General features: G+C 68.7%; 18 protein-coding genes and 1 riboswitch. Of the genes, 12 read left to right on the top strand and 6 right to left on the bottom strand.

Annotated features, from left to right (window positions below; genetic code table 11):
• Positions 1 to 7 precede the first annotated feature (7 nt).
• Positions 8 to 520 carry an O-acetyl-ADP-ribose deacetylase gene (locus FXO19_RS09455; RefSeq protein ID WP_149194847.1) on the top strand — a complete coding sequence of 171 codons (513 nt, stop codon included), beginning with the start codon at positions 8 to 10 and terminating at the stop codon, positions 518 to 520.
• Between the two features lie 63 nt (positions 521 to 583).
• On the opposite strand, the gene FXO19_RS09450 is transcribed toward FXO19_RS09455, so the two are convergent.
• Genes FXO19_RS09450 through metX form a run of 3 tightly spaced genes read right to left on the bottom strand, consistent with a single transcriptional unit; the run spans position 584 to position 3,974 of the window.
• Entirely contained in the window at positions 584 to 1,693 is a 1,110-nt protein-coding gene (locus FXO19_RS09450) for a homoserine dehydrogenase family protein (RefSeq protein WP_149194846.1), read from the bottom strand.
• A complete protein-coding gene (locus tag FXO19_RS09445; RefSeq protein ID WP_149194845.1) occupies positions 1,690 to 2,934 on the bottom strand; it encodes an O-succinylhomoserine (thiol)-lyase in 1,245 nt (414 codons plus the stop codon). The genes FXO19_RS09450 and FXO19_RS09445 overlap by 4 nt, the downstream gene beginning before the upstream one ends.
• Positions 2,931 to 3,974, bottom strand: coding sequence for a homoserine O-succinyltransferase MetX (gene metX / locus FXO19_RS09440; RefSeq protein WP_149194844.1), 1,044 nt, complete (start codon positions 3,972 to 3,974; stop codon positions 2,931 to 2,933). The genes FXO19_RS09445 and metX overlap by 4 nt, the downstream gene beginning before the upstream one ends.
• An 84-nt stretch (positions 3,975 to 4,058) precedes the next feature.
• A riboswitch (SAM riboswitch) is annotated at positions 4,059 to 4,185 on the bottom strand.
• Between the two features lie 127 nt (positions 4,186 to 4,312).
• On the opposite strand from metX, the gene FXO19_RS09435 reads away from it, so the two are divergent.
• The 7 genes from FXO19_RS09435 to FXO19_RS09405 all read left to right on the top strand — a co-directional run bounded on the left by FXO19_RS09435 (position 4,313) and on the right by FXO19_RS09405 (position 12,324).
• Positions 4,313 to 5,422 (top strand): NHL repeat-containing protein, encoded by a 1,110-nt coding sequence (locus FXO19_RS09435; RefSeq protein ID WP_149194843.1) that lies wholly within the window; start codon positions 4,313 to 4,315, stop codon positions 5,420 to 5,422.
• 4 nt (positions 5,423 to 5,426) lie between these two features.
• Positions 5,427 to 6,380, top strand: coding sequence for a peptidoglycan DD-metalloendopeptidase family protein (locus FXO19_RS09430; protein ID WP_149194842.1), 954 nt, complete (start codon positions 5,427 to 5,429; stop codon positions 6,378 to 6,380).
• Between the two features lie 532 nt (positions 6,381 to 6,912).
• Positions 6,913 to 8,517 carry a peptide chain release factor 3 gene (locus tag FXO19_RS09425; protein ID WP_149194841.1) on the top strand — a complete coding sequence of 535 codons (1,605 nt, stop codon included), beginning with the start codon at positions 6,913 to 6,915 and terminating at the stop codon, positions 8,515 to 8,517.
• Between the two features lie 71 nt (positions 8,518 to 8,588).
• Entirely contained in the window at positions 8,589 to 8,981 is a 393-nt protein-coding gene (locus FXO19_RS09420) for an MliC family protein (protein ID WP_149194840.1), read from the top strand.
• 165 nt (positions 8,982 to 9,146) lie between these two features.
• Positions 9,147 to 9,797 (top strand): PAQR family membrane homeostasis protein TrhA, encoded by a 651-nt coding sequence (gene trhA, locus FXO19_RS09415; protein ID WP_149194839.1) that lies wholly within the window; start codon positions 9,147 to 9,149, stop codon positions 9,795 to 9,797.
• A 55-nt stretch (positions 9,798 to 9,852) separates the two neighbouring features.
• Complete coding sequence (locus FXO19_RS09410; protein ID WP_149194838.1) at positions 9,853 to 10,236, top strand: DUF4139 domain-containing protein; 384 nt, start codon at positions 9,853 to 9,855, stop codon at positions 10,234 to 10,236.
• A 165-nt stretch (positions 10,237 to 10,401) separates the two neighbouring features.
• On the top strand, positions 10,402 to 12,324 hold the full coding sequence (locus FXO19_RS09405; RefSeq protein ID WP_255516368.1) for an AsmA family protein: 1,923 nt from the start codon (positions 10,402 to 10,404) through the stop codon (positions 12,322 to 12,324).
• 237 nt (positions 12,325 to 12,561) lie between these two features.
• On the opposite strand, the gene FXO19_RS09400 is transcribed toward FXO19_RS09405, so the two are convergent.
• The 3 genes from FXO19_RS09400 to mtgA form a co-directional block, all read right to left on the bottom strand.
• Entirely contained in the window at positions 12,562 to 12,993 is a 432-nt protein-coding gene (locus tag FXO19_RS09400; protein ID WP_149194836.1) for a CBS domain-containing protein, read from the bottom strand.
• A complete protein-coding gene (locus tag FXO19_RS09395; protein ID WP_149194835.1) occupies positions 12,953 to 13,978 on the bottom strand; it encodes a glycosyltransferase family 2 protein in 1,026 nt (341 codons plus the stop codon). The genes FXO19_RS09400 and FXO19_RS09395 overlap by 41 nt, the downstream gene beginning before the upstream one ends.
• 170 nt (positions 13,979 to 14,148) lie before the next feature.
• The gene (mtgA, locus tag FXO19_RS09390; protein ID WP_149194834.1) at positions 14,149 to 14,871 is read right to left on the bottom strand and encodes a monofunctional biosynthetic peptidoglycan transglycosylase; all 723 of its coding nucleotides are present in this window, start codon (positions 14,869 to 14,871) and stop codon (positions 14,149 to 14,151) included.
• Positions 14,872 to 14,997: 126 nt separating this feature from the next.
• Here mtgA and hslO point away from each other — a divergent pair, with 126 nt between their 5' ends.
• The 4 genes from hslO to FXO19_RS09370 all read left to right on the top strand — a co-directional run bounded on the left by hslO (position 14,998) and on the right by FXO19_RS09370 (position 20,871).
• The gene (gene hslO / locus FXO19_RS09385; RefSeq protein WP_149194833.1) at positions 14,998 to 15,900 is read left to right on the top strand and encodes an Hsp33 family molecular chaperone HslO; all 903 of its coding nucleotides are present in this window, start codon (positions 14,998 to 15,000) and stop codon (positions 15,898 to 15,900) included.
• A 153-nt stretch (positions 15,901 to 16,053) separates the two neighbouring features.
• Positions 16,054 to 16,902, top strand: coding sequence for an XOO1806 family protein (locus FXO19_RS09380; RefSeq protein ID WP_187775729.1), 849 nt, complete (start codon positions 16,054 to 16,056; stop codon positions 16,900 to 16,902).
• Positions 16,903 to 17,085: 183 nt separating this feature from the next.
• Positions 17,086 to 20,040 (top strand): TonB-dependent receptor plug domain-containing protein, encoded by a 2,955-nt coding sequence (locus tag FXO19_RS09375; protein ID WP_149194831.1) that lies wholly within the window; start codon positions 17,086 to 17,088, stop codon positions 20,038 to 20,040.
• 264 nt (positions 20,041 to 20,304) lie between these two features.
• Positions 20,305 to 20,871, top strand: coding sequence for a TonB-dependent receptor (locus tag FXO19_RS09370; RefSeq protein ID WP_187775721.1), 567 nt, complete (start codon positions 20,305 to 20,307; stop codon positions 20,869 to 20,871).
• Positions 20,872 to 20,890: the final 19 nt, after the last annotated feature.

Raw genomic sequence — 20,890 nt, 5'->3', positions numbered from 1 at the left:
CACCACGATGACCGCCATCCTCGAGGCGCTGCAGGCCGACATCACCACGCTGCAGCTCGATGCCATCGTCAACGCCGCCAATCCCTCGCTGCTCGGCGGCGGCGGCGTGGACGGCGCGATCCACCGCGCGGCCGGTCCGGAGCTGGTGTCCGAATGCCGCGGCCTCGGCGGCTGCGACACCGGCGACGCCAGGCTCACCGGCGGCTACCGCTTGCCGGCCCGCCACGTCATCCACACCGTCGGTCCGGTCTGGCGCGGCGGCGGCGCTGGCGAGCCGGAGCTGTTGGCCTCGTGCTATCGGCGTTCGCTGGAAGTGGCGGACGCCCACGGGCTGCGCAGCGTCGCCTTCCCGTGCATCAGTACCGGCCTCTACGGCTATCCGGCCGCTGCCGCGGCGAATGTTGCGGTGACGACGGTGCGCCAGACCGCGGCGCGCCTGGACGGCATCGGCCGCGTCTTGTTCTGCTGCTTCTCGCCGGAGGACCTGCGGATCTACCAGCGCCTGTTGCAGGTGGAATGAGTTGCCCGGACGCGCCGCAGCCGAAACCGCGGAGCGTGCGCGTTGCGAACGACCGGCAACGTACTACGCCGCCGCGCGCGCGATCCGCAACACGTCGTCGAGCAACGCCGCCGCGGTGACTTCGGCGCCGGCGCCGGGGCCGCGGATCACCAGCGGCTGCTCGCGATAGCGACAACTCCCGATCGCGACCAGGTTGTCGGTGCCGCGGCCGGCGCATAGCGGATGCGCGTCGGGCAGCGCGCGCAGCCCGACGCTGGCACCAGCGTCGTCGAAACAGCCGACGAATCGCAGCCGCGCACCGTCGGCGCGGGCCTGGCGCTGGCGTTCGGCCAGGCCGGCATCGAGCAATGCGAGCCGCTCGTCCACCTGCGCGAGTGCGGCGCGCGCGAGTTCCTCGGGCAACAGCGACTCGACCCGCACGGCGTGCGGTTCCAACGGCAGCCCGGCGGCGCGCGCCAGGATCAGCAGCTTGCGGCGCACGTCCTCGCCGCCCAGGTCCTCGCGCGGGTCCGGCTCGGTAAACCCGGCATCGCGCGCCTCGCGCACCAGGTCCGAGAACGCGCGCGTGCCATCGTAGCGATCGAACAGCCAGGCCAGCGATCCCGAGAGCACGCCTTCGATCGTGCGGATGCGGTCGCCGCCGGCGACCAGCTCGCGGATACTGCGCAGCAACGGCAGCCCGGCGCCGACGGTGGCGCTGTCGCCATACTGCACGCCAATACGCTCGCGCTGCGCAGCGGCGATCGCCTGGGCGCGCGCGAGGTCGGCGCCGTTGCCAAGCTTGTTGGCGGTAACCACATGGATACCGCGCGCCAGCCACTCGCTGTGCCAGCCGGCGACACCGTCGCTGGCGGTGGCATCGACGACGATGTCGCCGCTGCGCAAGCCCTCGCTCTCCACCCACGGCGGCCAACTGCCGGCGCGCGCGGGCGCCGCCCGCGCCTCCTCGACCGCACGTCGCGGATCGCCGCCGCCACTCACCAGCGTGCGCGAATTCGACAGCCACGCGAACGCGGGCAACGCCACGCCCTGCGCGCGCAGGCGTTCGCAGCGGGCGACGAAGGCACTGCCGACGGTACCGGTACCGAGCAGCGCCAGCCGCGGCGCTGGCCGCTGCGTCGGCGAACGCGCGCCGCGCCGCGCCGGCAGCGGTAGGCTGGCGACCGTGCTCATGCGTCCACCCGTTTGCGCGCGGCACCGCGCTGCGCGGCTTCGGCACGCACCAGCGCCGCGGCCAGGTCGGCCTGCAGGTCCTCGACCGCCTCGATCCCCACCGACAGCCGCAACAACCCATCGGAGATGCCCGCCTGCGCCCGCGCTTCCGGCGTCATCGCCGCATGGGTCATGGTCGCCGGATGCGCGATCAGGCTTTCCACGCCGCCGAGCGATTCGGCCAGGGTGAAGCACTGCAGCCCGTCGACGAAGGCACGTACCGCCTGCTCCTGCGCGGCGCGGCCGTCGCCGGCGAGCTCGAGGCTGAGCATCGCGCCGAAGCCCTTCTGCTGCCGCGCCGCGACCGCATGGCCCGGGTGCGACGCCAGGCCCGGCCAATACACGCGCGCGACCGCCGGATGTGCATCGAGCTGCGCGGCGATCGCGGTGGTGTTTTCCTGGTGCACGCGCAGCCGCGCATCCAGCGTCCGCAATCCGCGCAGGGTGAGGAAGCTGTCGAACGGCGCGCCGGTGATGCCGAGCGCGTTGGCCCACCAGGTGAACTGCTCGTGCAGCTCCGGCGTGGCCGCCACCAGCGCACCGCCCACCACGTCGCTGTGGCCGTTGATGTACTTGGTGGTCGAGTGCAGCACCGCATCGGCGCCGAACGCGGCGATCGGATTCTGCAGCGCCGGCGACAGGAAGGTGTTGTCGACCGCGACCAGCGCGCCGGCGCGGTGCGCGGCGTCGATCACGAAACGCAGGTCGGTGATCCGCAGCAGCGGGTTGGAGGGCGTCTCGACCAGCACCAGTTTCGGCGCCTGCGCCAGTGCGTCGGCGAGCGCGCGCGGATCGGTCAGGTCGGCGGTGACCAGCTCGAAATGGCCCTTGCGCGACAGCGCATCGAACAGCCGCCAGCTGCCGCCATAGGCGTCGTGCGGCACCACCAGGCGATCGCCGGGCTGCAGCAGCGCATGCAACAGCAAGGTGATCGCCGACATCCCGGTCGAGGTGACCACGCCGCCGGCGCCGCCCTCGAGCTCGGCCAGGGCGTCGCCGAGCAGGTCGCGGGTGGGATTGCCGCTGCGGGTGTAGTCGTATTCGCGCTTGGCCGCGAAGCCGGCGAAGCTGAAGTTCGACGACAGCACCAGCGGCGGCGTCACCGCGCCCCAGGCCGGGTCGCGATCGATGCCGGCGCGCACCGCGCGGGTGGCGGCGCCCGGACAGGCGTTCGCGGGGGTGGTGTCTTCGATGATGCTCATGCGGCGTCTCCTTCGTTGTGCAGCGCCGATCGCAGCAGCGCGTCGATGCGGTCGGTTTCTTTCAGGAATGCGTCGTGGCCGTAGGGCGAGCGCAGCACGCGCAACCGGCCGCGTCGGCCCAGCCCCTCCACCAGCGCCACCGAATCGGACAGCGGCACCAGGCGGTCGCCTTCCACGGCGACCACGGTGGTCGGCACATGCACCGCGGCCGGGTCGACGCAGTGCAGGTCGATCGATTCGGACAGCCGCAACCACGCGGTCACCGGCGTGCGCGCCACGTACTGCGCACCGGCCGCGTCGAGATAGTCCTCGGCGGCCACGCGCACGCGGCCGTTGACGATCTCCGGCGGCGCATCGAAGCGCTCGCCGAACTCTTCCTCGGTGCGGTAGCTCAGCATCGCGAACTGCCGCGCCAGCGACAGCCCCTGCAGGTCGGCGCACTGCAGCTGCCCGAGCGCGACCGCGCGCCGCTGCAGCGCGCGCCAGGCGGCGGCGTAGGGATGGGCCCGGTGCGCGCCGCTGACCGCGACCAGACGCTCGAGCCGCGCCGGATGGCGCGCGGCCAGCTGCAGTCCGACCAGCGCCCCGTACGAGTAGCCGACGAACGCCTGCAGGCGAGGAATCCGCAGCGCGTCGAGCAGTATGGCGACGGCATCGGCCTGGTCGGCGGTGTCGATCGGCGCATCGAGGCGGCCGTCGGCGCCGACGTAGTCGAAGGCGAGGATGCGGCAATGCGCCGGATCGAGCGTACGCCCGGCCGCGACCAGGTCCTGCACCCAGCCCCGTTCCGGAAAGGCGGAACTGGAGGCGACATGGCGGTGCGCCGAGATGCCGCCAGCCACCAGGACCACCGGCGCATCGGCCTGGCCCTGGATCTCCCAGGCCAGGCGCACCCGCCGCACACCGGCATGGCGCAACGCGAGGTCGATCTCGACGCTGCCGCGCGCAGCGGCGTCGCCCGCCGGCACGGCGCGTTCGGCCGGCACGGGAAAACGTGGCAGGGGTTCGGGGGTGGCGACCGCAGGTTCGACCAGGCTCATGGCACCTTCCGGAAGTGGAGGAGCCATCGATGTCTGCAGGAAGCCGGTCGGCGGAATTGCGCCCGCCGTGGGGGAGGCGGTCCGCAACCATCTTCCGGTGGACGCTCAGGTCCCCGCAGGACTTGGCACCTTTCACCCGGAGCCGCATGCGGCTCAGGTTGAGGTTGCCCCGGCATCAAAGGGCCTGTCCCTCCGCCGGTCTCGATGGATAGCCCGCAGATTGCCAGCGGTTTTTCGCAATGTCAATCGCTTCATGCGGATCGAGAGATGGAATTTCTGTGACGGCCGCACCACATCCGGCATGCCCGTTTCGCGCACTGCTCCGCCATACTTCCGCGATGCCGACCTTCCGCCGCCTCGCCCTGCTGCTTGCCTGCAGCCTGCTTGCCGCCTGCGCCAGCCTCGCGCCTCCGCCGCAGCCGGAGTCCGACGGGCACATCATCGGCACGGCCCGCGACGCGGTCACGGTCGGGGAGGTCTTCGTCACGGAGGAGAATCACGCCGACGAGCTCGACTCGCTGACCACCTGGGCCCATCCGGACGGTGCCACCTGGGTGATCGCCACCGCCAAGTCGAGCCATCGGCTGATCCTGTTCGACGGCGACAGCGGCGAACGCCTGCGCACCATCGGCGGCAAGGGCAAGGCGCTGGGCGAGTTCACCCGCCCGAACGGGCTGCTGGTCTACGGCGATCGGGTGTTCGTGGTCGAACGCGACGTGCCGCGTGCGCAGGTGCTGCGCCTTCCGGACTTCCGCCCGCTCGGCAGCTTCGGCGAGCAGCAGCTGCGCAGCCCCTACGGCCTGTGGCTGCACGAGGCGGCACCCGACGAGTTGCAGGCCTACATCACCGACAGCTTCATGTACGGCGAGCATTTCGACGTGGTGCCCCCGCGCGAGGAACTCGACCAGCGGGTTCGACGATACCGCCTGCAGCTCGACGACGACGGGACGTTCGAGGCCGAGTACCTGGGCGCCTTCGGCGATACCGGCGAGCGCGGCGCGCTGCGCATGGTGGAGTCGATCGCCGGCGATCCGCTGCACGACCGCCTGCTGATCGCCGACGAGGACCGCAGCAACGTCTCCACCCTGCACGCGTACACGCTCGATGGCCGCTACACCGGCGTCAGCCTTCCGGACGACAGCTTCGTCGGCGAGGCCGAGGGCGTGGCGCTGTGGTCCTGCCGCGCCGACGGCGGCTACTGGATCGCGGTCGACCAGCTCACACCGCTGACCACATTCCATGTCTTCGATCGCGCCGACCTCGCCCCGCGCGGCAGCTTCAGCGGCCGCCTGACCGCGAACACCGACGGCATCGCCCTGCACGCCGCGGCCACGCCGCGGTTCCCGGCCGGCGTGCTGTACGCGGTGCACGATGATCGCGCCGTGACCGCATTCGACCTGCAGGATGTGGTCCAGGCGCTGCAGCTCGACCCCGACTGCCTGCGCTGATCCGATGCGCCCACGCGCACACCCGGCCGCACTGCTGTTCGCGGCGCTGTTGACGGCGACATCCGCGCAGGCCGCGCGTGTCTATCGCTGGATCGGCGCCGACGGCGTTGTGCACTACGGCGACCGTGTCGGCGAGCACGCCGGCGACACCGAGGTCACGGTCGTCCCGGTGGAGGTTGCACCCGGCCCGGTCGCGCGGCTGCGGCTGGAGCAGCGTGAAGGCTTGATCCTCGCCTGGGCCGACAACCCGCTCGACGGACCGATCGAGGTGGTGTTGCACGCCACCGGCGGAGCGCAGTCGCAGTCGGAGCCGGCGTTGCCGGCCCGCGCCACCGTCCCCGCCCACGACAGCACGCTGGTCGCCCGGATCGCCGGCAACGCGTCCGGCCGTGCCGAGCTACGCCTGCAGGCCGTGCCCGGCCACCCCAGTGCCCGCCCGCGGGACGTCGAATACGCCTGGCCACTGCAGACCCGCCAGCTGTACGTCGAGCAGGGCTGGGGCGGCGCCTTCAGCCACGCCGACATCGAGAACCGGCACGCAGTCGATTTCGCGGTGGACGTCGGCACCCCGGTGCTGGCCGCCCGCGACGGCGTGGTGATGCAGATCGAATCCGGTTTCCGCGATGCCGGCACCGAGGACCATTACGACGCTCGCGCCAACTTCGTGCGCATCCTGCACGACGACGGCAGCATGGCGGTGTACGCGCATCTCGACGCCGATCGCGTGTTCGTGCGCGCCGGCGAGCGCGTGCGTCGCGGCCAGCGCATCGCCCTGTCCGGCAACACCGGCTTCAGCAGCGGCCCGCACCTGCACTTCGTGGTCCAGGTCAACCGCGGCATGCGCCTGCAGTCGATCCCGTTCCGCATGTTCGGCCCGCGCGGGATCCTGCGCTTCCGCGATCCGGATGCCGATGCCGATGTCGCCGGACCCGAAGCCCGAGAATCCCATCGCTTCTAAAGCACGAAAGCGCCTTCGGTTTGCCGCGCGGGGCGTGAGCCGCGCCGCGGGGATTACTCCGCCCTTCGGTCCGGCCATCCATGGCCGGACTCAGGGCCGCTGACCATCCATGGTCAGCTCTCCGCAATCCCCGCGGCACGTCTCCCGCTAAAACCCCCGACGGCTTCGGTGGGAGGGCTTCCAAGCATCCGAAAGCAAATGACCGGTGCGGCGCCCGGGTCGGGGTATGCGGAAAGCAGGCCATGGATGGCCTGCGGCGGCGAGTCAGCCATGGATGGCTGACCGAGCCGGGGAGCATGCCCCGGCCCGGGCGCCGCTGTCTCCGAAGCCCTTGAACCAAACGTCTTTCTGCCGTATGCATCGCGCCACTGCGCGCTGAACTGCGGGAAATGGATCCGGCCTGCGCCGGGATGACGAGCTAAGGGCACGGTGCCGGCATCCGGCCGCGACACGCTGCAGCGCAGAACATGGGCGGAAATCCTATAATTGCTCCCTCCCGCCTCCCGAACGGCGCCCCTCGGCGCCACTTCCCATGTCCGACGTTTCCACAGAAGCCGCGCGACGCCGCACCTTCGCCATCATCTCGCACCCCGACGCCGGCAAGACCACGCTGACCGAGAAGCTGCTTCTGTTCGGCGGCGCGATCCAGATGGCCGGCTCGGTGAAGGGCCGCAAGGCCGCGCGCCACGCCACCTCGGACTGGATGGCGTTGGAGAAGGAGCGCGGGATCTCCGTCACCAGCTCGGTGATGCAGTTCCCGTACGAGGGTCGCATCGTCAACCTGCTCGATACCCCCGGCCACGCCGACTTCGGCGAGGACACCTACCGCGTGCTGACCGCGGTCGACTCCGCATTGATGGTGATCGACGTCGCCAAGGGCGTCGAGGAACGCACCATCAAGCTGATGGAGGTCTGCCGGCTGCGCGACACGCCGATCATGACTTTCATCAACAAGCTCGACCGTGAGGGCCGCGATCCGATCGACCTGCTCGACGAGGTCGAGTCCGTGCTCGGCATCCAGTGCGCGCCGGTCACCTGGCCGATCGGCATGGGCCAGCGCCTGAAGGGCGTGGTGCACCTGGTCAGCGGCGAGGTGCACCTGTACGAACCGGGCCGCAACTTCACCCGCCAGGACTCGACCATCTTCACCTCGATCGACGATCCGGGCCTGGAGGCGCGCATCGGTACCGAAATGCTGACCGAACTGCGCGACGAGCTCGAGCTCGTGCAGGGCGCTTCGCACCCGTTCGACGCCGAAGCCTACTTGGCCGGCCGGCAGACGCCGGTGTTCTTCGGCTCGGCCGTCAACAACTTCGGCGTGCAGCCCTTGCTGGACTTCTTCGTGCGCCACGCGCCGTCGCCGCAGCCGCGCGCGACCACCACTCGCACCGTGCAGCCGACCGAGGACAAGCTGACCGGCTTCGTGTTCAAGATCCAGGCCAACATGGACCCGCAGCACCGCGACCGCGTCGCCTTCATGCGCGTGTGCTCGGGCCGGTTCGTCGCCGGCATGAAGGCCTTCCACGTGCGCAGCGGCAAGGAGCAGAAGCTCGCCAACGCCCTGACCTTCATGGCCAGCGATCGCGAGATCGCCGCCGAGGCCTGGCCGGGCGACGTGATCGGCATCCACAACCACGGCACCATCTCGATCGGCGACACCTTCACCGAAGGCGAGGCGCTGGCCTTCACCGGCATTCCCAACTTCGCCCCGGAACTGTTCCGCCGCGCGCGCCTGCGCGACCCGCTCAAGCTCAAGCAGCTGCAGAAGGGCCTGGCGCAGCTGTCGGAGGAAGGCGCGACCCAGTTCTTTCGCCCGCTGATGTCCAACGACCTGATCCTGGGCGCGGTCGGCGTGCTGCAGTTCGACGTCGCCGCCTACCGGCTCAAGGACGAATACGGCGTCGACGCCGGCTTCGAGCCGGTCGGCGTGGTCACCACCCGCTGGGTGCGCTGCGATGATCCGAAGAAGCTGGAGGAATTCCGCGAGAAGAATGCCTCCAATCTCGGCATCGACGCCGCTGGCCACCTGGTCTACCTGGCACCCACCCGGGTCAACCTGCAGCTGACGGCGGAGCGCTGGCCCGACGTGGCGCTGCTGGCCACCCGCGAGCACGCGCACGCGATGGCCGTGGACTGACGCCTCGCCATCACCTGTCGTTACCGGCGGCCGCGCTAGGCTTCGCGTTTGCCCACGCACGGGAGCGAGCGATGAACGAAAAATGGCATGCCGTGCTCTGCGCGACGCTGGTCCTGTCGTGCGTCGCCTGCCAACCGCGAGAGTCCTCCGACGCCGAGGGCGCGACGGCCGACATCGAGACCGCGCCCGGCGCGATCGCTCCGGTGGATCCGCCGGTCGCGGCAGACGACGTCGCCGTCCGTTACCGATGCGACGACGACAGCGATCTGCGCATCTCCTATGCCGGCGCCATCGCCGACGTCACCCTGCCCGACGGCCGCACCATCACCCTGCCGCGTGCGGAGTCGGCCTCGCAGGGCGGCGGCGACGCCTACGTCGGCGAAGCACTGAGCCTGATGGTCGACGGCCCGGACGTGCAGCTGCACCAGGATGAAGGCCCGACACGGAACTGCAGCAAGTTGTGACCCCCGCGACACCGGAGCCCATGGATAACACCTGCGATCGTGGCCGCGATCGCCAACCGATCCAATGACGCCTGCCATCGCAACGACCCCGTCTCCAGTCTGCCGCTTCCGCGTACGCCGCGAAAACCGAGCAATTGCTCCACCCGTCCCGCCGAAGGTGTCGCCATGATCCTGACCGCGGAACTGCGTGCGCAACGCGAGGAGTTGGCGAGCGCGTTGACCCATGGCGTCGGCGCGGCCGCGGCGCTCGCCGGCGGTGCGGTATTGATCACATTGGCGGCGCTGCACGGCAACGCCTGGCAGCTGGGCGCATCGATCGTGTTCGGTCTCTGCCTGCTGCTGCTCTATCTCGCCTCCACGCTATACCACGCCGTCGCCCATCCGGTGCTCAAGGGCCGGCTCAAGGTGTTCGATCATTGCGCGATCTACCTGTTGATCGCCGGCACCTACACGCCATTCACCCTGATTCCCCTGCGCGGCGCGCTGGGCTGGTCGCTGTTCGCCGCGATCTGGACGCTGGCCCTCGCCGGCGTGATCTTCAAGCTGTTCTTCACCGGTCGCTTCAAGCGGCTGTCGACGCTGATCTACCTCGCCATGGGCTGGCTGGTACTGGTCGCGATCAAACCGGTGATCGCGGCGCTGGACGCGTGGACGTTCGGCTGGCTGATGGCCGGCGGCGTCGCCTATACCCTGGGCACGTACTTCTACCACCGCGAGTCGGTGCCGTACTCCCACGCCATCTGGCACCTGTTCTGCATCGCCGGCAGCGTCTGCCATTACATCGCGGTGATGGCCCAGGTGGTCGCGCCCGCTTGACGCGGGATGCTTATCATTGGCCTCCGGCCATCCCGTGCCCGGAGGCGAACTCCTCATGACCAGATTCCTCTTCTGTCTTGCAATCGGCCTGTCGCTGCTCGCGACCTCCTGCCGGCAGCAGGTCGACCAAGCGCCTGCCGCCGACGTCGCCGACACCGCACCGGAGCCCGAGCCGGCGACCGCGGCCACGGTCGAGAACGAAGCCATCGACGCGCGCTACCACTGCGACGGCGGCAATCGTGTCGACCTGCTCGGCGACGGGCGCAGCGCCCGAGTCAGCATGAGCGACGGCCGCGTGGTGAGCCTGGGCGCGATCACGGGCAGCAAGCCACGTACCTGGTCCGACGTCGGCCTACGTTTTGTCGTCGACGGCGACTATGCCGCGCTGAGCCAGGACGATACCGGCCGCACGCTGCGCTGCGAGCGGGCGGACGAATAGAAGGCGGCCGCGGGGGGCCGCCGGCGCCGTTCCGAAGAACCGCCGGGACACGCTCGGCGCCGCCGCCACGTCCACCGCGACTGAACCGGCGCCGACCGCATTCACTCCCGCTTGACCGGCGTCTGCCGATGGTGCGGGAAATGCTTCATTGCGGCGAAGGCCATGATGCCCGCTCCCCGACATCGGTCGCGGCACCTCGACGCGATCGTCGACCATCCCTGGTGGACCGCGCTTGCCGCGGTGCTGCTGGCACTGATCGTGCTGTTCGCGCTGTGGGACTGGAACTGGTTCAAGGGTCCGGTCGAACGCGCGGTCGAGGCGCGCACCGGTCGCAGCTTCGAGATCGGAAGCCTCGACGTCGGCCTCGGCCGGGTCACGACGGTCCGCGCCGATGCACTGCGGCTCGGCAACGCCGATTGGTCCGAACAGCCGCTGATGGCGAGCACCGAGCGGCTGGAATTCGGCGTCGATGTGCCATCGCTGCTGTTCCGCGGCAAGTTCCTGATTCCGGGGATCCGGCTGGCCAAGCCGCACCTGCGCCTGGAGACCGGACCCGAAGGCGGCAACTGGAACTTCGACGACCAGGACGGCGACGGCACGCCACCGCAGCTCGGCCAGCTCTGGGTCGACGACGGCCGCCTGCTGTTCGTCGATGCGGCGCGCGACACCGAGATCGAGGTCGACGTCGCCAGCCGCGCATCACGCACCGAAAACGCCGCGCCGCCGGTCGTGCTCGAGGGCGGGGGCCGCTGGCGGGGCAGCGATTTCCGCCTGCGCGGGCGCGCGGAGTCGCCGCTCGACCTGCAGGACACCGGGCAGCCGTATCGCGTCGACCTGCGCGCGAGCGCCGGCGCAACGCACGCGCATGCCCGCGGCGCGCTGGTGAACGTGTTCCGGCTGCGGGATTTCGACCTGCGCCTGGCCCTGTCGGGCGACGATCTCGAAGACCTCTATCCCCTGCTCGGCATCGCGCTGCCGCCGACGCCGCCGTACTCGCTGGACGGCCGCTTCCGCCGCGACGGCGACACCTGGCGCTACGACGGATTCACCGGAACGGTCGGCGACAGCGATCTCAGCGGTGACGCCAGCGTCACCTTCGGCGGCGAGCGCCCGTTCTTCCGGGCACAGCTGACCTCGAAACTGCTCGACTTCGACGATCTTGCCGGTTTCATCGGCGGCGATCCCCAGGCAGATGACGAGGGAGGGCCGCAGGCGCGGCCAGCGGCCGATGGCCGCGTGCTTCCGGACACGCCCTATGAGCTCGAAAAGCTGAACGCGATGAATGCCGACGTGCGTCTGCGCGCGCAGCGCATCGAGTCCCCGGTGTTGCCGCTGGACGACATGGACGGCCGCCTGCTGCTCGAGGACGGCCTGGTGCGCCTGGAGCCGCTGAACTTCGGCGCCGCCGGGGGCGAGATCCGTTCCAGCGTCCGCATGAATGCCCGCGACCAGCCGATCCGCACGCGCCTGGACGCCGAACTGCGCGGCCTCGACCTGGGCCGGCTGTTTCCCGACGCGGAACTGGCGCAGGAGGCCACCGGCGACATCGGTGGGCGGCTGGCGATCACCGGCAGCGGCAACTCGGTCGCGCAGATGCTCGGCAGCGCCGACGGCGACATCGCCATCGGCATGGGCCGTGGCCAGATCAGCAACCTGCTGCTGGAACTGGCCGGCATCGACATCGCCGAAGCGCTGGCCTTCCTGCTGACCGGCGACCGCATCATCCCGGTCCGCTGTGCGTTCGGCGACTTCGCCGTGCAGGACGGCGTGATGGAAGCGCGTGCGCTGGCGTTCGACACCACCGACACCATCATCGTCGGCGAGGGCAGCATCGACCTGGGCGAGGAAACGCTGGACCTGATTCTGCGGCCGCGCCCCAAGGATCGCAGCATTCTCACCTTGCGCTCGCCGCTGGTGGTGGACGGCACGTTCGCCAATCCTGGCATCCGCCCCGACCTCGGCCGGCTCGGCCTTCGCGGCGCGCTGGCGGTGACGCTCGGCAGCATCGCGCCGCCGGCGGCGCTGCTGGCGACCATCGAACTGGGCGGCGGCGAGGACAGCGACTGCGGCGGCGAATACGCGAAATAGGCGGCCCTTCGCTGATACCGTAGGAGCGCGCCATGCGCGTGATGCCGCGGGCATTGCGCCGCCCGCGAATTCCGATGACCGGCGCGCCTGCCGGGCCAGGATCGCGGCATCCACCGGATTCTGCCGACACCCGCGGCATCGCGCGCATGGCGCGCTCCTACGGTTCTCCGGCCGGTCGGCCGATGCCTTGTGTGTCCGCGTACACGCGCAAGAGAACGCCGGTAAGCGCCATTGACCCTAGGACGAGATGTAGCGCTGCAACTGATCCAGTTCGAGCTGCTGGTCCTCGATCACCGCCTTGACCAGGTCGCCGATCGAAACCACGCCGAGCACGTTGCCTGCGGCATCGGTCACCGGCAGGTGGCGGATGCGCTCGCGGGTGACGATCTGCATGCAGCGCTGCACGTTGTCGTCCAGTTGTACCGTGATCACCTCGGCGGTCATGATGTCGCGCACCGGGGTGTCCTTCGAGGAGCGGCCCTCCAGCACGATCTTGCGCGCGTAGTCGCGCTCGGACAGGATTCCGGCCAGGCGGCCGCCCTGCACCACCAGTACCGCGCCGATGTGCTTCTGCGCCATCAGCCGGATCGCCTCGAGCACGGGAACATCCGGGCCGACGGCGAAGATCTCAGGCGCCTTCGCTTCCAGCAGCTGTCTCACCGTACGCATGATGCTCGCCTCCGCTCGGCTGGTCCTGGCGCGAGGATACTCCGGTCGCCGGCAGCCAGGTGTCGACGAGATACAGCGGCCGCTGCTTCGATTCGTCGTACAGGCGTCCAAGGTACTCGCCGATCATTCCCAGCGCGATCAGCTGCACACCGCCGAGGAACAGGATCACCGACATCATCGTCGGCCAACCGGCGACGGGGTCACCCAGGAACAGGGCCTTGATCACGATCGACACGGCGTACACGAACGCCAGCGCCGCGGTCCCCAGGCCGACATAGGTCGCCAGCCGCAGCGGTGCGGTGGAGAAGCTGGTGATGCCCTCCAGGGCGAAGTTCCACAACCGCCAGAAGCCGAACTTGCTGGCGCCCGCCAGCCGCGGCTCGCGCAGGTAGGGAATCGCCACCCGGTTGTACCCGACCCAGCCGAACAGCCCTTTCATGAACCGATGGCGCTCGCGCAACTGCCGCAATGCCGCCAATGCCCGCGGCGACAGCAGGCGGAAATCACCGGTGTCAACCGGGATCGGCGTCTTCGACAACCGCTGCATCACGCGATAGAAGAGGTGCGCGGAGGCGCGCTTGAGCCAGCCCTCCCCTTCGCGCTGCAGCCGGGTGCCGTGGACGTCGTCGTAGCCTTCACGCCAGCGTGCCACGAACTGCGGGATCAGTTCCGGCGGATCCTGCCCGTCGGCGTCGAGGATCAGCGCCGCGCCCTCCTCCACCAGGTCCAGGCCGGCGGTCAGCGCCGCTTCCTTGCCGAAGTTGCGCGACAGCCGCAGCAGCGACACGCGCGGGTCGGCGGCGGCGAACTCCCGCAGCACCTCCCAAGTGCGGTCGCGGCTGCCGTCGTCGACGTAGAGCACGCGGCCGTCCACGGCATCGGCCGCCAACGTGTCGAGCGCCGCCGCGATCCGCGCCTGCAGCACGGGTAACGCTTCGGCCTCGTTGTAGGCGGCGACGATGACGGTCAGCAGGTCACGGGGCATCTTCACATCCTAACCCGCCGCCTCCCCGGCATCGGCCCCTCCTGTAGGAGCGGCTTCAGCCGCGACCGGATCCGGCTTGGCAGGCGCATTGTCCGCGCTCCGGATGCGCGGGGTCGCGGCTGAAGCCGCTCCTACAAACGGCAAAGGCCCGGCCGCTGACATCGGACGCCTCACTGCAATTGATCGAGATGCGCCACGCCCCCGATCTGCCGCATCTGCCGCTGGATCGCCAGCGTGCGGCGCTGCACGTAGGGACCCGGCCGCGCCGCGCTGTAGCCCTTGGGGTTGGGCAGCACCGCGGCCAGGCGCGCGCTTTCGGCAGTCCCGAGCGCGTCCGCGTCCTTGCCGAAGAAAGTCCGCGCCGCCGCCTGCGCGCCGTACACGCCGTCGCCGAACTCGGCGACGTTGACGTAGACCTCGAGGATCCGCTGCTTCGGCAACATCAGCTCCAACAGCAGCGTGTACCAGGCTTCCAGGCCCTTGCGCACCCAGCTGCGCCCGTTCCACAGGAACAGGTTCTTCGCCACCTGCTGGCTGATCGTGCTGGCGCCGCGCAGCCGCCCGCCCCGGGCGTTGTGCGCGCGCGCCTTCTCGATCGCCTTCAGGTCGAAACCGTGGTGCGCGGCGAAGTTCTGGTCCTCGGCGGCGATCGCCGCCAGCGGCAGCGTCGGCGCGATGCGATCGAAGTCGCGCCAGCGATAGGCAACGCGGAAGTCGCCGTCGCCCGCGGTCCAGGCCCGCAGCTGCCGCGCCGCCATGAACATCGAGAACGGCGGGTCGATGAAGCGCAGTGCCAGCACCTGAAGGATGCTGAGCAGCACCAGCACCAGCGGCAACATCAGCAAGCGCCTGCGCCAACGCCGCCAACGCGGCGCCCGAGTGCGCGCGTTCATTGCCGAGCCCTGGGCTTGCGCCTCGCGACCGCAGCCCCATCTATCACGTTCGTCTCTCCATCTTGTCCGGCGTATCGCGCGCATTATCCGACATGATGGCGGCCCGCCCCATCCACCGCTCCGAGCATGACCGCACCCCGACCCGACAGCGACCGCTTGACCCGTTTCCTGCTGCCCGACGCCGGCGTGCGCGGCGTGCGCGTGCACCTGCGCGACACCTGGAGCAGCATCCGCACGCGCGACGACTATCCTGCCGCGGCCGCGGAACTGCTGGGCGAAGCGAGCGCCGCCGCCGCGCTGTTCACCGGCCACGCCAAGATCGACGGGCGCCTGTCGGTGCAACTGCGCGGCGAGGGCGCCCTGCGCACCCTGTTCGCCGAGTGCACCGCCGCGGGTACGTTGCGGGGAATCGTCCGCCTCGCCGAAGGCGCCACGACCCTGTCGCACGGCCTGCGCGAGGCCGGCGATGGCGCCACCCTGGCCATCACCATCGAGAACCCGCGCGCCGGCGACCGCGAGCCGCAGCGCTATCAGGGGCTGGTGGCGCTCGCCTCGGACTCGCTGGCGGTCGCCTTCGAGGAGTACTTCCGCCAGTCCGAGCAACTGCCGACGCGCATGGCGCTGGCGGCCGACGACACCGCTGCCGCCGGGCTGATGCTGCAGAAGCTGCCGGGCGACGAGGGCGACGCCGACGGCTGGAATCGCGCCAGCGCCCTGTTCGACACCCTGACGGCGCCGGAACTGCTCACCTGCCCCACCTCCACCCTGTTGCAACGGCTGTTCCATCAGGAGTCGCCACAGCTCTTGGATCAACGGCCGCTGCGCTTCGGCTGCTCCTGCTCCCGCGACCGGGTGGCGGCCGTGCTGCAGTCGCTGGGTCAGGACGAGGCCCGGGCCGCGCAGGTCGACGGCCGCGTCCACGTCCGCTGTGAATTCTGCGGCCAGAATTACACTTTCGACCACGCCGCCATTGACGCCTTGTTCACCGCCGGACCGGTTCCAATGTCGGCTCCGACGCGGTTGCAGTAGCCCCTCACGGGGTCGTTCGACGGGAGCAGGGGATTGTTAAATAAACATAAACGGCGTAGAGTCGGATCCCGCTGTTCCGGGGAACTTCCGACTTCGCCTTCGGGTCGACCGTCCGCCATGCCGCTGCGTCCTGCCAAGCTCGCGCTCGCCGCCCTGCTCGCCTTCGGCGTTGCGGCGGGTGCGCACGCACAGAGCCAGCCCAGGCGTGACGACCAGACCGTACTGCCGATCTGGAACAACGCCAGCGGCCAGCTCGAGGCGCTGCTGGTGCTCGAGCCCACCGACGACGATGTCGCCAGCTCCGGCGCCCGACTCCGTTTCGGCGGCAACCGCCTCGATGCCGCGTTCGGCCTGGAGGCCGGCGACTCGCTGGCCCTGCTCTGCGACCACCAGAGCGGCCTGTCGCATGCGCTGGGCAATCTCGCCAACAACTGCCTGCTGGCGTCGCTGGACGACGGTATCGGCGGTGACGACGGCGGACGCCGCAACACCGCGACCGCCGCACTCAGCCGCCCCGGCGGCAGCGTCGGCGTCTCGGTCGGCGAAACCAGCGGCAACCTGCCAGCCTGGCTGACTTCCAGTGGCGCCGCGCGCGGCGGTGGCGGCCAGGTGGACGGCAACGATCTGACCGTCTTCGTGCAGAAGAACATCCGTGACCAGGGTTACGTCTCGATCGCCGGCACGGTCGCCAAGGCGCGGCTCATTCCCTTTACCCAGGCCCCCGATGGGATGGCCGACCGCTGGGACAGCAAGTCGCTGAGCGTCGGCGGCGGCTTCGGCGACTTCGGCGCCAATGTCATCGGCCAGGTGATCGACACCCCAGGTCAACCTCGCTGGGAAGGCCTGGGTTTGGGGCTGACCTGGCGCACGCCCTGGAGCGGCCAGCTGACCGTGGGCGCCGAGAACGTCGTCACCCGCGGCAGGAACCCGTTCTCACCACGCGGCGAGAACGGCGAGGACGAGGGCACCGTGCCTTACGTCCGTTACGAGCAAGACCTCTAAGCAGAGCTGGTTTCCGCACCGGAAATGGCGTGAAGTTCCCGCTGTCCGCTCGCGTATTAACGACACTTTAATTTTTCTCCAAGGGGGGCTACCATCGGCCCCGGCCTTGCCGAATTAGGCGTCTCATTTGACGCCAACGGCGGGTTCCCATGGGATTTTCCCAAGACTCACTTGGAGAGAGAGATGACATTCAAGACCACCCAGCTTCGCGACGCGATTACCCTCGCGCTCGCTGCAGGTGCCACCGCCCTCGCGGGCACGGGCGTTGCCTACGCTCAGGAAGGCGAAGCCACCACCCTCGATCGCATCGAGGTGACCGGCTCACGTATCCGCCAGGTCGATATCGAGACCGCGCAGCCGGTGCTGACCATCAGCCGCGCCGAGATCGAGAACCAGGGCTTCCAGTCGGTCGCCGACATCCTGCAGAACATTACCGCCGCCGGTTCGCCACCACTGAGCCGCGCTGCGCCGCTGTCCTCGGGTGAGGCCGCCGGTGGTCAGGCGATCGACCTGCGCAACCTGGGCGCCCAGCGCACCCTGGTGCTGGTCAACGGCAAACGCTTGGGCATCACCACCACCGGCATCCAGGACATCTCCACCATCCCGGCGGCGATGGTCGAGCGTATCGAGGTGCTGAAGGATGGCGCCTCGGCCGTGTACGGCTCCGACGCGATGGCGGGCGTGGTCAACATCATCACCCGCTCCAACTACGAAGGCATCCAGGGCAGCGTCTACTACGGCCAGTACGGCGAAGGCGACGGCGCGGTCGAGAAGTACGACTTCGTGATGGGCGCTAGCAATGACCGCGGCTCGATCACCATGGGCGTCGAGTACGCCAGGGAAGACGAAGTCTGGCAGCGCGACCGTCCGTTCAGTGCTGAGCCGCTGGGCGACCGCCATCCCGGCCGCAACTGGACCGTGGTGGGCGAGTACGGCGGCTTCGTCAGCAACCCGACCAACAATCCGTTGCCTAACGTCATCTACCCGCCAGCTTCCGACAGCAATCCGAATCGCAACGCGCGTGTCATCGTGCGTCCGGGCGGCGATCCGCGCAATCCGGCCGACTACATCAACCAGGACGGCGGCCAGAACCCGACCCACAAGAGCAATGCCGGCCTGCAGATGCACCTGCGTACCCCGCTGGAGCGCAAGTCGCTGTTCGTAGATGGCAGCTACGACATTACCGACAACGTGCGCTTCCGCAGCAACATGATGTACAGCAATCGCATCACCGACCGCTCCATCGCCGGCTACCCGATGCAGGCGGGTTCGTTCGCCTCGTTCGACGCCGGCAACGGCGTACCGCTCGACGCCGACAGCTACTTCAACCCGGTCGGCAACGACATCGGCAACTGGTGGCGCCGCGGCTGGGAAGTGCCGCGCGTTTCGACCAGTGACGTGACCACCTGGCGCTTCACCGGCGCTCTGGAAGGCAGCTTCGAGGTCGGCGAGCGTTACTTCGACTGGGACGTCGGCGCCATGTACAACCAGAACAAGGTGCTGCAGGCGTCCTATGGCAATTTCAACCTGGCCAACGTGCAGCGTGCGCTCGGGCCGTCCTTCCTGAACGACCTCGGACAGGTGCAGTGCGGCACGCCCGACAACCCGATCGCATTCACCGCCTGCGTGCCGTGGAACCCGCTGCTGCACTACGGTGAAGCCGGCCCGGGCAGCCTGGCGAGCCAGGAGGTGCAGGACTTCCTGTTCCAGCGCGAGCATTCGACGGGGGAGACCGAAACCACCATCTATACCGCCAACATCACCGGCGGCCTGTTCGAGCTGCCGGCCGGCGAGATGTCCTTCGCCCTCGGCGTCGAGCACCGTAAGGAACAGGGCGAATTCATCCCCGACGGCCTGGCGGTCACCGGTGGTTCGACCAACCTGGCCGGTCGCGCCACCCGCGGCAGCTACAGCGAAGAGTCCATCTACGGCGAGCTGTTCGTGCCGATCCTGATGGGCGCCCCGGGCGCGCAGGAGCTGAGCCTTAACATCTCCAGTCGCTACTCGGACTTCGACACCTTCGGCGACACGATCAACAGCAAGTTCGGACTGAAGTGGAAACCGATCGATGACTTGCTGATCCGCGCCACCTGGGCCCAGGGCTTTCGTGCTCCGACCATCAACAACCTCTACGGTGGCGGCTCGCAGACGTTCTCGTTCTTCACCGATCCGTGCGACAGCCTACGCGGTGCAGCGGCGGGCGACTCCGCCGTGCAGGCCCGTTGCGGCCAGGACATCGCCAACATCGAGACCTACCGCCAGCTGCAGCAGGGCTTCGTCCCCACGGCACAGGCGAACGCGCAGACCCCGCTGGCGTTCTTCACGGGCGCCGGCAACCAGCAGCTCACCCCGGAAGAGTCGACCAGCAAGAATGTCGGCTTCGTCTGGAGCCCGGGCTTCGCCGACGGCCTGAGCATGAACGTCGACTGGTGGGCCATCAAGATCGAGAACACGATCGTCGCCGACACGCCCACGCAGATGCTCAACGACTGCTATGTGGAGAACATCGCTTCGCGCTGCACCTCGTTCACCCGTGATCCAATCCTCGGCATCGTCAACTTCATGGAGTTCGGTAGCCGCAACGCGGGTTACATCGAGATGGAAGGCTTTGATTTCGGCGCCGCCTACCGCTTCGACACCGGCTACGGCCGTTTCGGCATCGACTGGCAGAGCACCTATGTCACCAAGAACGAGTTCAAGACCGACAATGCCGCGCCGTTCGTGACCCAGAACAACAGCTTCGCCGACACCAACGGTGCCAACTTCCGGCTGCGTTCGAACCTGGGCCTGACCTGGGAGCAAGGCGATTTCGGTGCCAGTTGGAACATGCGCTATTACTCGGCGATGAAGGAGTCCTGTCTCAGCACGACCTTCGCGGCGGGCGAGTGCTCGGATCCGGACTACGTGGCGGCCAACCCGGCGCAGACCCGGGCGCTCAACCGCGTCGGCTCGAACACCTTCAACGACGTGCAGTTCCGCTGGCAGGCCCCGTGGAACGCCACCATTTCGGTGGGCGCCAACAACGTGCTCGACCGCCTTGGTCCGCCGATGTACACGCAGCCGAGCTCGAACACCAACTACTACGGTGGTTTCGACATCGGCCGCTTCATGTACATGAAGTACCAGCAGCGCTTCTGATCAATCCAGTCCTTTTCGGCTTCACTTCGCACGGCCCCGAAAGGGGCCGTGCTTTTTTGGCTCTTCCTCGGTCTGAGGCGCCCGATAACTCACTGACCCTTACCGTCTCAAACAGACGTAAGACTCCCGCTCCGCAATAAGTCCCGCACTGTGATGATTTAATTAACGAGCTTTAGTTTTGTAAGCGCGGCGCTACTGTCGGATTGTTTGCCGATTCGAGGCGGCGACTCGGGCAACTTCCAGTTCCGCTGGGACAACACATACGTGTCCCATTTCGGCGACGTCGGCAAGCCGGCGCACGGCGAGCTCAATGGTGACGGCCACATTTCAAGTGGCAACCTGGTCGGCCAGGTGCAGAGCGGCTCGTCCCAGGGTGCTCCGCACCATCGCCTGCGTTCCAACCTAACCGCCTGGCAGTATGCCGACTTCACTGCGTCGGCGACGCTGGAATACAGGAGCCGTGTGCGCGAAAGCTGCACGAACTTCCGCAACACTGCTGTTGCGCTTACAGAGATCGACCCTCAGTACGCGGACCTGATCAATCTTTGCTCGGACCCGAACTTCACGATCGACCAGTACCAGTTCCGTCCTGGTACGACCGAGATTGTCGCGGCACCGACACTGACTCCGATCAACTATCTTGGCGGCACCACCTACACGCACGTCCAGGCCGGTTGGACGGTGCCCTGGAATGCCGAGTTCACCCTCGGCGTACGCAACCTGTTCGACAAGCATCCGCCGCTGTCTTCGAATGCTTTTGCGAACACTTTCGACGCCCAGTACTTGATCCCGGGCAGGTTCATTTACTTCAACTACAAACAGTCCTTCTGAGGCAAGATTTTGCCGATCG

This window comes from Luteimonas suaedae (genome assembly GCF_008312895.1).
Classification (GTDB): Bacteria; Pseudomonadota; Gammaproteobacteria; order Xanthomonadales; family Xanthomonadaceae; genus Luteimonas; species Luteimonas suaedae.
This window is presented reverse-complemented; position numbering and strand designations above follow the sequence as displayed.